10 protein-coding genes, 1 riboswitch and 1 other annotated feature are annotated in these 11,503 nt (G+C 39.0%); of the genes, 4 read left to right on the plus strand and 6 right to left on the minus strand.

Annotated elements, in window-relative coordinates; translation table 11 throughout:
* Positions 1-589: 589 nt before the first annotated feature.
* A complete protein-coding gene (locus tag ACFQ19_RS19760) occupies positions 590-898 on the minus strand; it encodes a rhodanese-like domain-containing protein (protein ID WP_379594534.1) in 309 nt (102 codons plus the stop codon).
* 120 nt (positions 899-1,018) lie between these two features.
* On the opposite strand from ACFQ19_RS19760, the gene ACFQ19_RS19765 reads away from it, so the two are divergent.
* The gene (locus ACFQ19_RS19765) at positions 1,019-1,783 is read left to right on the plus strand and encodes a hypothetical protein (RefSeq protein WP_379594536.1); all 765 of its coding nucleotides are present in this window, start codon (positions 1,019-1,021) and stop codon (positions 1,781-1,783) included.
* A gap of 147 nt (positions 1,784-1,930) precedes the next feature.
* Here ACFQ19_RS19765 and leuS read toward each other — a convergent pair whose 3' ends face one another.
* Positions 1,931-4,345 carry a leucine--tRNA ligase gene (leuS, locus tag ACFQ19_RS19770; RefSeq protein WP_379594537.1) on the minus strand — a complete coding sequence of 805 codons (2,415 nt, stop codon included), beginning with the start codon at positions 4,343-4,345 and terminating at the stop codon, positions 1,931-1,933.
* Between the two features lie 108 nt (positions 4,346-4,453).
* Positions 4,454-4,673 (minus strand) — a binding site (T-box leader).
* A gap of 217 nt (positions 4,674-4,890) precedes the next feature.
* On the opposite strand from leuS, the gene ACFQ19_RS19775 reads away from it, so the two are divergent.
* The gene (locus ACFQ19_RS19775; RefSeq protein WP_379594539.1) at positions 4,891-5,457 is read left to right on the plus strand and encodes a class I SAM-dependent methyltransferase; all 567 of its coding nucleotides are present in this window, start codon (positions 4,891-4,893) and stop codon (positions 5,455-5,457) included.
* A 27-nt stretch (positions 5,458-5,484) separates the two neighbouring features.
* On the opposite strand, the gene ACFQ19_RS19780 is transcribed toward ACFQ19_RS19775, so the two are convergent.
* Positions 5,485-5,874 carry a hypothetical protein gene (locus ACFQ19_RS19780; protein ID WP_379594541.1) on the minus strand — a complete coding sequence of 130 codons (390 nt, stop codon included), beginning with the start codon at positions 5,872-5,874 and terminating at the stop codon, positions 5,485-5,487.
* A gap of 485 nt (positions 5,875-6,359) precedes the next feature.
* Here ACFQ19_RS19780 and ACFQ19_RS19785 point away from each other — a divergent pair, with 485 nt between their 5' ends.
* Positions 6,360-6,887, plus strand: coding sequence for a gamma carbonic anhydrase (locus ACFQ19_RS19785; protein ID WP_379594542.1), 528 nt, complete (start codon positions 6,360-6,362; stop codon positions 6,885-6,887).
* Between the two features lie 48 nt (positions 6,888-6,935).
* Here ACFQ19_RS19785 and metK read toward each other — a convergent pair whose 3' ends face one another.
* From metK to ACFQ19_RS19800, 3 genes are all read right to left on the minus strand, one after another.
* Entirely contained in the window at positions 6,936-8,135 is a 1,200-nt protein-coding gene (metK, locus tag ACFQ19_RS19790) for a methionine adenosyltransferase (RefSeq protein WP_379594544.1), read from the minus strand.
* A 194-nt stretch (positions 8,136-8,329) separates the two neighbouring features.
* Positions 8,330-8,435: riboswitch (SAM riboswitch) on the minus strand.
* A gap of 241 nt (positions 8,436-8,676) precedes the next feature.
* Positions 8,677-9,102, minus strand: a complete 426-nt coding sequence (locus tag ACFQ19_RS19795; protein WP_379594546.1) for a type II toxin-antitoxin system PemK/MazF family toxin — start codon at positions 9,100-9,102, stop codon at positions 8,677-8,679.
* Between the two features lie 116 nt (positions 9,103-9,218).
* Entirely contained in the window at positions 9,219-9,389 is a 171-nt protein-coding gene (locus ACFQ19_RS19800) for a hypothetical protein (protein ID WP_379594548.1), read from the minus strand.
* Between the two features lie 325 nt (positions 9,390-9,714).
* Here ACFQ19_RS19800 and pckA point away from each other — a divergent pair, with 325 nt between their 5' ends.
* Positions 9,715-11,301: a phosphoenolpyruvate carboxykinase (ATP) gene (pckA, locus tag ACFQ19_RS19805; protein WP_379594550.1), complete on the plus strand. Its 1,587-nt coding sequence runs from the start codon at positions 9,715-9,717 to the stop codon at positions 11,299-11,301.
* Positions 11,302-11,503 lie beyond the last annotated feature (202 nt).

Raw genomic sequence — 11,503 nt, forward strand, 5'->3', positions numbered from 1 at the left:
AACTCTCCATAAAAGTGTTTGTGTTTCTTAGCTTTCAGAAGTCATTACTGACTTTTTTTAAGAAAAACGAGGTTGTCTTTCTTCTTTCGTACTGGTTGTTTTGTTCAGTTTTCAAAGAGCAATTTGTATTTCTTCGCCTCAAATTGGCGACTTTATTAATATATCACGTAACCAATATCTCGTCAACAACTTTTTTTATATTTATTTTTTGAAAAGCATCAACTCAACATTGGAAATTCATTATAGCATTACCGACAAATTAAGTCAACATCTATTCGGCAAATTTCTTTTTTCTTCAGTAAGAAGTCATTTAAAACGGCATTACGCGCTTTTCTCCCAGCTTTATAGATGAGAGAACTGTTTCTGAAATTGCCTGCAAATAACACTGCTGCGCAAGTACTTTTAGATCTGCCGCTATGTCGAATTTTATATAAAGAATACTAATACACGAGGAGACGAAAGGAATTTGCAATAAGCAACCACTGCTCTATGATACAAAAAGATATTCCACAAGATGCTATTTGCCTGCAGAATATCTTTTGGTTATGCATGTTGTTTGCATTCATCACGGAAGCTTATCATGAATGGACTACTTAATAATAATTTCTCCTGGCCATTCCAGCATACCGCCGCTCATATTTGCTGCGTTAAACCCTTGTTCCTGTAAAAAAGCTGCTGCATTATAACTTCTTCTTCCAGAACGGCAGACCATAATATATTCTTTATCCTTATCTAAATCCGTATAAGCATCTTGAATTTCTCCTAAAGGAATATGCAGTGCATTTTCAATCATTCCTTGAGCAACTTCTTCATCTTCTCTGACATCAATCACCTGAATATGATCCTTTTCTTTTATAGAATCTACTTCTTCCGGGGAATATTTCTTCATATCTTCCATTCCCTCTCAACTCCTTTTATTTCATTCTTTCTTATCATAATAAATGGAGAATGAATAGGTTTCAAATTGTTTGTTTAAACTAAGGCAAAATAAATCTCTTTACGAATAGAAGGTGATGCAATGACTTATATCAGTTTATTATTGTTGACTCTTTTCTTTGCTCCGGCAGAAACAGCAGCGCAGAGCGATGTACACCTCATCCATACTTATGAACAGGATGTCACTGGAGATGGTGAGAATGAGTTATTAGAGCTGAAAGGAAAATTATTTGCTCCGGATGGGGTGTATTATCAGGATATTTGGGTTGATATTTCAAGCCCTTCTACTGATAATACATGGCGAATTAATTATGGCGGAGGATATGATCCCGTATTACAATTTGCTGATTTAACGCATAACGGGGTAACGGACATTCTGTACCAAAGTCCGACCGGTGGAAGCGGCGGTTTGTATACTTCTCAGTTAAATCAATGGGAAAAAGATGATTTTATCGAACTGCCACTGCCAACTGAACAGCCGGTAAAAGGAGAATTTATGGATGGCTTCAAAGTATCCGTACAATTGCTGCCAAAGGAAGACCCCATCATTTTAGATGTGTCGGGACAAAAAGAAGAATATATTCGCTTAAAATTATATGATGACCAAGGACAGCTTTTAGAACCAACAACGCTTATGATTGACCCGGTTGCTTTTTTTGAGGTCATGGAAGTAGAAAGCGAACAGCAGGAAGGACTGAAAAGTTTTCAACAAATCAGCGGAGCATACCATGCTGATCAAATCGGAACGGTCGAGTCGGTATGGATTTATGATAAGAAAGACAAATGGATTCTTCTGGATACCACATTACAAACGGACCTTCCCCGTATAGAGGAGCCCGCTAAGTAAAAGGCAACTGTCTATATAACAAAAAGAAACCGGACGAAATCACATTCTGCACACAGAACCTCATTTGTCCGGTTTCTTACTTATGCTAAGAAGCATTCACGCAGCAACGTCGTGCTTTTTTGCGTCTGCTCCTTTCATAATAAATAATTAATTCGCTACCACATTAACCAGTTTGTCTGGAACAACAATCACTTTACGTATTGTTTTTCCTTCGACCCATTTTTTTACACTTTCTTCATTTAAAGCCATTTTTTCAAGTTCGTCTTTCTCCGTACCTGCAGGAACGCTCAGCTTAGCGCGAACTTTCCCCATTACCTGCAATACAACCTCAACTTCTTCTTGCACAAGTTTCGATTCATCATAAGCCGGCCAACCTGCTAAACTGATGGAATCCTCCTTGCCAAGCTTTTGCCAGATTTCTTCACACATATGCGGTGCAACTGGAGAAAGAAGCTTCACAAAGCCTTCTGCATAATTCTTAGGAATGGAATCCACTTTATAACATTCATTCACAAATACCATCATTTGGGAGATACCTGTATTAAAATGAAGATTCTCAAAGTCCTCTGTCACTTTCTTGACTGTTTCATGATACACCTTATCCAGCTCTGTTGCCGCATCATCTGTAATTCTGTCTGTTAATGATTGGTCATCATTCATATACAATCTCCAAACACGGTCTAAGAAACGGCGGGAGCCGTCCAAGCCGTTTGTGGACCAGGCAACAGAAGCATCCAGCGGCCCCATAAACATTTCATACAACCGCAATGTATCTGCGCCATGAGAAGAAATAATATCATCCGGATTAACCACATTTCCTTTTGATTTACTCATCTTCTCGTTACCTTCTCCAAGAATCATTCCTTGGTTATATAATCTCTGGAAAGGTTCTTTGGTAGAAACCACTCCAATATCGTAAAGGAATTTATGCCAGAAACGTGCGTACAGCAAATGAAGCACAGCGTGTTCTGCTCCTCCGATATAAATGTCAATCGGGAACCACTCTTTCAGCGCTTCCGGATCAGCAAGCTGTTCGGGATTATGCGGATCAACATAACGCAGGAAGTACCAGCAGCTGCCAGCCCATTGCGGCATCGTATTTGTTTCTCTTCGGCCTTTCATGCCTGTTTCCGGATCGACCACACTTACCCATGCTTCGTTGTTAGCAAGCGGAGACTCTCCCGTTCCAGAAGGTTTAATCTCTGTCATTTCCGGAAGTTCCAGTGGAAGCTCTTCTTCCGGAACAGTTGACATGCTGCCGTCTTCCCAGTGAATAATTGGAATCGGCTCACCCCAATAACGTTGTCTGGCAAAAAGCCAGTCACGTAAACGATACGTTGTTTGCTTCGTCCCTTTTTCGTTTTTTTCCAGCCATGCAATCATTTTCGAAATAGCTTCATCCTGGTATAAGCCATTCAGGAATTCCGAATTAACATGCGGACCGTCTCCTGTATAAGCTTCCTCTTCTATATTTCCGCCGGCGACAACTTCTTTGATTGGCAGCCCAAATACGCTGGCAAATTCATAGTCACGCTCATCGTGGGCAGGTACAGCCATGATTGCTCCGCTTCCGTAGCTCATCAATACGTAGTCTGCTACCCAAATTGGCATTTTTTCGCCATTAGCAGGGTTGATTGCATAAGCTCCTGTGAACACACCTGTTTTTTCTTTAGCAAGATCGGTACGTTCCAACTCCGATTTCGTTTGCACGTCTTGCAAATATTTTTCCACGGCTGCATTTTGCTCTGCAGTAGTAATCTTTTCTACAAATTCATGTTCCGGTGCCATCACGGCATACGTAGCCCCGAACAAGGTGTCTGGACGTGTTGTAAATACGGTGAAAGTTTCTTCATGTCCTTCAATGGAAAAGGTCACTTCAGCACCTTCTGAACGTCCAATCCAATTACGCTGCATTTCTTTTAAGCTCTCCGGCCAATCCAGTTCTTCCAAATCAGAAAGCAGCCGATCGGCGTATGCTGTTATTTTTAGCATCCATTGTTTCATCGGTTTACGGACAACCGGGTGTCCGCCGCGTTCACTCTTTCCATCAATAACTTCTTCATTAGCCAAAACAGTTCCCAACGCAGGACACCAGTTAACAGCTACTTCATCCATATAAGCCAGATCATTTTCGTACAGTTTTTTAAAAATCCATTGCGTCCACTTATAATAATCAGGATCTGTGGTATTTATTTCTCTGTCCCAATCATACGAAAAACCGAGCTCTTTAATTTGTCTTTTAAAGATTTGAATATTTGCTTCTGTAAATGCTTTTGGACTGTTCCCTGTATCAATAGCATATTGCTCCGCTGGAAGTCCGAAAGCATCCCAGCCCATCGGATGCATAACTTCATAACCCTGCATTCTCTTCATTCTTGCTAAAATATCTGTCGCTGTATATCCTTCCGGGTGACCAACATGCAAGCCTTGGCCGGATGGATAAGGAAACATATCAAGCGCATAAAATTTTTCTTTATTGGAAAATGTATTTGTTTTAAATGTGTGATTATCATCCCAATACTTTTGCCATTTTTTCTCGATTTCCTGATGTGGAAAACTCATCGTCTTTCTTCCTCCTTCGTCACTCTTGTAACATTCCATCTCTCATGAAATTAACATGTATATCCTAAATTGACTAAAAACAGGTATAAAAAAAGCCACTCATCCCAAGAAAGGGACGAGAAGCTGTATTTATTCCCGCGGTACCACCCAAATTAACGCTTAAAACGTTCGCTTGACATCGATAACGTAGATGAAACGGCAGCAACTACTTTTTCATTGCCGCAACCTAAAAAGGTGAGTTCACACGCCCGTCAGTAGCAGTTTGCACCACCCACTGCTTCTCTAAAACTGACCTGACCTATTACTATTCCTTTTTTATCGTCTTTCATTTTATGATAGATACTGGAATTATAATGAAATAAACATACCCTGTCAAGTTGGCTCAAATGAGTCCTCCCCTTAGTATACACATAATTTTTCAATTGGAAACAGGATAGGAGGGAAAAATTTCATTCTATCCGGATTACCCGCAGGAAACATAAACGTGTTTTTCTTGTTATAATGAAAACTACATTTTTCAATATCATACACAAGGAGACAACAACATGTTATTAAACATTTTAACTTATGCACACACTCTATTAAAGGAAAGTCTTGAAGAAGGAGATGTTGCCATTGACGCTACCTGCGGGAATGGGAATGATACATTATTTTTGAGCCGGACTGTGGGAACAGCAGGGAAAGTGTATGGTTTTGATATCCAGGCACAGGCTATTCAAAAAACAAAGGAGAAACTGCTGGAAAATGACTGCCACAATGTATCTCTAATCCTGGACAGCCACGAAAAGATACATAGCTATATGGAAGAAACTATTTTAGGGGGAGCTATTTTCAATCTTGGTTATTTACCACAAAGTGATAAGTCCATTATCACCAAACCTCACTCCACACTAGCGGCTATCCGGATTATATTAGAAAAACTAAAAACAAACGGACGGCTTATCTTAGTTATTTATTATGGGCATCCAGGCGGCGAAGCAGAAAAAGAAGCGATTCTTTCTTACACATCAGAATTGGATCAAAAGGAATACCAGGTGCTTAGGTACCAGTTTATCAACCAGCAAAATCAAGCTCCATTTTTAATTGCTATCGAAAAAAAGAAACGTTCCTGAAAATGAACAGGACGTTTCTGATATTTGTTACGTAATTCCCAGAAATAATAACCGGAAAAATAAATTCAAGAAATGACCCGCTGTCATGATAATAAATATAATCAGCGAAATCATGAGTACACGGGATCGTAATGTCTTATATTTTTTTGGATAAGGAATCCAAATATACGCTGATATAATCATAAGCGATACCGAGTAGAAGTAACCGAATATATTAACCCACTGACGCAATGCAGCAGCATCGCCCAGTTCAGGGCTCTGCAAATCATTTAATTGATACATATATCCAGTCACAAAAATAATGGTTAACAGCACAAAATAACCATACGTTGTAAGGCGCAACCATTTTTGCTCATCGCTTATCAGTATATAGACACCGATAAAAAACAAAATCCCTATTACAATTTGAATCAACATAAAAGTACAACCCCATTTTTAACGATAAATCAGTTTTATTCATGACATGCAAAACGTTGTTTTCTCTCTATAGAAGTTCGCCTGTATGTATGGATCGTGCATCATCCATCGATTAAAACAGATTTATACCACTGCTTATTCCAGATATGCTGGAACAACTGTTACTCCTCCTATTGTTCATTTAAGAATATAGAATCACTTCAAATAGCATGTATCTTTTTATATTTTTGCTATCAGGAAGCAACTAGCTTATTTATTCTACCATAAAAAGATGTGTACCTGTAGAGGTTAAAAAGAAATAAATATACATTCAAACTAATTATCCACTCTGGAAAATGCGCTAGAATAATTGCCTAGAAAATAATAAGTTTTTTCTAAAATAGGTACGCTCAAACAGGGTGAAACCGTCTGCTCCGTATCTGTCTTTCCGAATCCCGCTTCCTTTGCTATACTTTAATCAATACGACATTATTGGAGGAATACGGATGATTGAATCTTATAAAGGAAACTCCCCGTCCATTCATGCTTCTGCATTCATTGCTAAAAATGCTGTCATTAACGGGGATGTGACCATTGAAGAAGAAGCTAGTATCTGGTTTCACACAGTTATACGCGGCGATGTCGCTCCTACAAAAATCGGCAAACGCACCAATGTGCAAGACCTTTCCATGTTGCATCAAAGTCCTGATATGCCGTTAATCCTTGAAGATGATGTAACTGTCGGACATCAAGTTACGCTGCATTCAGCGACCATACGTCATCACGCACTTATTGGCATGGGTTCTATTATTTTAGATGGTGCAGAAGTTGGGGAATATGCCTTTGTCGGCGCTGGCAGCCTTGTACCTCCCGGAAAGAAAATACCGCCGAGAACATTGGTTATGGGCAGACCGGCTAAAGTAGTACGTGAGTTGACGGAAGAGGACTTTCAGGAAATGGAACGTATCCGCACCTCCTATGTAGATAAAGGGCAGTATTATTTAAAGGAAACAGCGATGGGGATGGATAAATAACACAATTAAAAAAACGTCAGACATCTGCAGAGATACCTGACGTTTTTCTTATTTTGCCGTTAGTGCTTTTAATTCTTCCACTTTATCGGTTTTTTCCCATGGAAATGTAATATCCGTGCGTCCGAAATGACCGTAAGCGGCTGTATTTAGGAAAATAGGTCTTCTTAAATCAAGCATAAGAATAATCCCGGCCGGACGTAAATCAAATAACTCCCGTACCGCTTCTACTAATTTTTCCTCGCTGATTTCTCCTGTACCAAATGTGTTAATGGAGATAGAAACAGGCTGTGCCACGCCAATCGCATATGCTAATTGCACTTCACATGAATCCGCAAGACCTGCTGCAACAATATTTTTAGCAACATAACGGGAAGCATATGCAGCAGAACGATCCACTTTCGTTGCATCTTTTCCGCTGAAAGCACCGCCGCCGTGTCTTGCATAGCCTCCATACGTGTCCACAATAATTTTTCTGCCTGTCAGACCGACATCTCCTTGTGGACCGCCTAAAACAAAACGTCCTGTCGGATTAATAAAGTATTTCGTTTTATCATCCAGTAATTCACTCGGTACAACCGCTTCTACAACATGTTTAATAATATCCGCTTCAATTTGCTCATTTGTAATATCTTGATGATGCTGCGTCGAAACAACAATCGTATCCACACGCAGCGGCTGGTTATTTTCATCATATTCAACAGTTACCTGCGTTTTACCATCTGGACGAAGGTAGCCGACGATCTCTTGTTTTCGGACATCTGCTAATCTTTTGGATAAACGGTGAGCTAAAGCAATCGGCAACGGCATCAGTTCATCCGTCTCATTGCATGCATAACCAAACATTAATCCCTGGTCTCCAGCACCGATTGCTTCAATTTCTTCTTCGCTCTCCTGTCCTTGTCTTGCTTCCAGCGCCACGTCCACGCCGCCGGCAATATCAGGAGACTGTTCATCAATAGCAGTTAAAACAGCGCACGTTTCCGAGTCAAATCCATATTTTGCTCGAGTATAACCTATCCCCTTCACGGTTTCACGGACAATAGCAGGAATGTCTACATATGTACTTGTAGAAATCTCTCCAGCAACTAAAACAATTCCTGTTGTAACGGTCGTTTCACATGCGACTCTGGCATTCGGATCCTTTGAGAGAATGTTGTCCAGAATAGCATCTGAAATTTGGTCAGACATCTTGTCCGGATGCCCTTCCGTAACTGACTCAGAAGTAAATAAACGACGATTTGCAGCCATAAGGCTAACTCCCCTTTTCCTTATATATTACGGAACTCTGCTTCAAGATGAAGTTCAACGTAAACGTATCATTCCACCCAATGGGCTTTCCTTTTTAAACAAACTTTTAAGCGATTGTCTTAAAAAAATCTCCTTAAAAACAAAAAAACCTCTCCTTCAAAATACATGAGGAAAGGAAAACTATCGGCCTTTCGCTCTTATTGTTCAAGGAATCATCCTTGCATCAGGTTAGCACCTTTCACTTTGAGTGAGGTTGCCGGGCTTCATCGGGTCTGTCCCTCCGCCATCTCTGAATAAGAGTATCCGTTCAATAATTAGATTAACGAAACAAGCTGCTGGTGTCAAGTTAATTGTTATTTGTAATCGGAGTTTGTGATAAATTAAATCATAATATGTAATTTACTATACCAATTCTAAAACACCTATCAAATAGCATGAAAAAACTTGGGTATTATGTATAATTAATATGAATGCACCAGTTCAAATGCAAATATAAAAAGCCCTCCATTTTAGACGGCTATGAATATAATTATGTATTAATCTATTCGATGTCAAATTGTTCTAGTATTTGATTCTCTATGAATTCCATTCTTTCATCTGGCACTTTACTTTGTTTTCTTAAAAGCATACTCTTATGTATCGTACTAATTTGAGCTACGGCAACTTCTTTCTCATAACCACCTAATTTAATATATGCAAAACCGGGTAACTTATCATTTATTAAATCATGGTACCATCTTTTACTCTTATCCTGCGACTTGATACCTAAAACAGGTGCAACTGAAACATAACCAAAATCTTTTGAATAATTCAAATTATCATTTGAAACAACTATTACTTGTCTTGGTTTAACGGCAATTTTGATATCTTGTTCTACTGCAACTCTATCCCCGTTTTTATTTACTACAGGGTCAAAGTTACCGTTTCTACGGCTCACATTAAAAGTTCCGTCACTATTTTTTATCAAAAGTTTAAAGGCTGCTCTGTATCAGATAAATAATACATGGCAGCCTGAAAGAAATACCCTTTTTCTATATCTGTCCAATTATTTTTATCAATAAATCTTGAATTGCTCACTAACTGTTAATCCTCCCCATAAACTTGTTTGTACGTTAAATTTCCCAACCCAGCAACTTCTTTTGATTTTTCATTAATAGCTTTCATTTGTTCAGGAGTTGCATCTTTATAAAGGTTTGTTTTTTTTCTTTTAAGATTTCTTTTCTTGCTTGCTACATATTCTTGAGGCATTATCACTTTATCATCCTCCTCGTTACGCATACACAATTACCACCTTATCATTTCATAAATAGTAACAGTATATGCATGTATATCTTTATAATACACTATATTTATAAAAACGTAAATAAAATCACGTCTTAACTCCCAGTACAGCGGTTTTAAAAGTTATCCTGCAGCAAATGACTTAAAAACGGAATAAAGCTTTAAACAGCAGTTTGTAGCACAAAAAATAATTTTTCATAAATTAGTATGGACTATTCTTTTTAATGTGTTATACTAATAAACATAATTTCAAGGATAAAACCATTTTACACTATAAAAAGGAGTGAATCATTGTTTTATGAAAATATTGCGGAGAAATCTTTTGGAGGAGTTCACTTCAACAAATATTTACAGCAACTATTCTGTCGGCCAGCTTATCGAAAAAATTATCCATCGTGAGGAAGCACAATTAACATCAACCGGCGCTGTCCGTGCTACTACTGGTAAATATACGGGACGTTCACCGAAAGATAAATTCATTGTGAAAGATGCTTTATCAACGGATAAGGTAGACTGGGGAAATGTCAACCAGCCCATTGAAGAAGAAATATTCAACCAGTTGCTTGACAAAGTAATAGCCTATTTAGATTCCAAAGAAGAAATTTTTCATCTTCAGGCCTATGCCGGTGCAGATGAAAAATACAAACTGCCTATTCAGGTCATTAACGAATATGCTTGGCATAATTTATTCGCAAGACAATTGTTTATTCCTGCTGAAAAAGAAAAGGAACAACTGCACGAAGCAGATTTTACAGTTATCTCTGCTCCCGGTTTTAAAGCAGACCCGGATGTGGACGGAACGAATTCTGAAGCATTTGTTTTCATTTCTTTTGAACAGCGCATTGTGCTTATTGGAGGAACGGAATATGCAGGAGAGATTAAAAAATCGATTTTCTCTATAGCTAATTTCCTGCTCCCGGAACAAAATGTCTTGTCTATGCATTGTTCTTCCAACGTGGGCGAAGAAGGTGATGTCGCTTTATTCTTCGGTTTATCCGGAACCGGAAAAACGACACTGTCGGCAGATGTAGATAGACGGTTAATTGGCGATGATGAGCATGGCTGGAGCGAGGACGGCGTCTTCAACATTGAAGGAGGCTGTTATGCGAAATGTATCAATTTATCTGCTGAAAAAGAGCCGCAAATTTTTGACGCCATCCGTTACGGATCTGTGTTAGAAAATGTTGCACTGGATGAAGATACACGCGTACCGGATTATGACGATACGTCATTAACAGAAAATACGCGCGCCGCGTACCCATTAGCCAATATTGATAACAGCTTAGAACCGAGTGTAGCCGGTCATCCAAATACGATTATCTTCCTGACAGCGGATGCTTCAGGTACATTGCCGCCGATCAGTAAGCTGACAAAAGAGCAAGCAATGTATCATTTTTTAAGCGGATACACAAGTAAACTAGCAGGTACAGAACGTGGTGTAACACAGCCTGTCGCAACCTTTTCAGCATGCTTCGGTTCTCCATTTTTACCGTTGAACCCGTCTGTGTACGCTGAAATGCTAGGCGAAAAAATTGATACGTTTGATGTTAATGTATTTCTCATTAACACAGGCTGGACTGGCGGCTCCTATGGTGTCGGAAGCAGAATGAAACTTTCTTATACCCGTGCAATGGTTCACTCCGCTTTAATCGGTGAGTTGAATGATGTGGAAACAACAACGGATGATATTTTCGGATTGGCTATTCCAACAGCCATTCCAGGAGTTCCTGATGAAGTGCTTGTCCCGAAAAATGCCTGGGATGATAAAGAAAGTTATGAACTGGAAGCAAAGAAATTAGCCGGTAAATTCCATATGAATTTTGAGAAATTCACGGAAGCCAGCGAAGCTATCCGTCAAGCCGGACCGGTATACCGTCCGGAATAAAAATAATATGCTTTACTCCTTAAGGATAAACTCATGATTTTTTGAGTTTATCCTTTTTTATTGTCTAGGAAATTACACTAGCGTTGCATAAAAATTTCAACTAAAAGTCAAGAAAAATAATATATTGGAAAATTAGGAATAATGGGAGTTTTCACTACAAAAATCCATAAAAAAACCTTATAATAAGGGAATGGTAGTCCTG

It is taken from the genome of Oceanobacillus locisalsi (assembly GCF_042675985.1).
Classification (GTDB): Bacteria; Bacillota; Bacilli; order Bacillales; family Amphibacillaceae; genus Oceanobacillus; species Oceanobacillus locisalsi.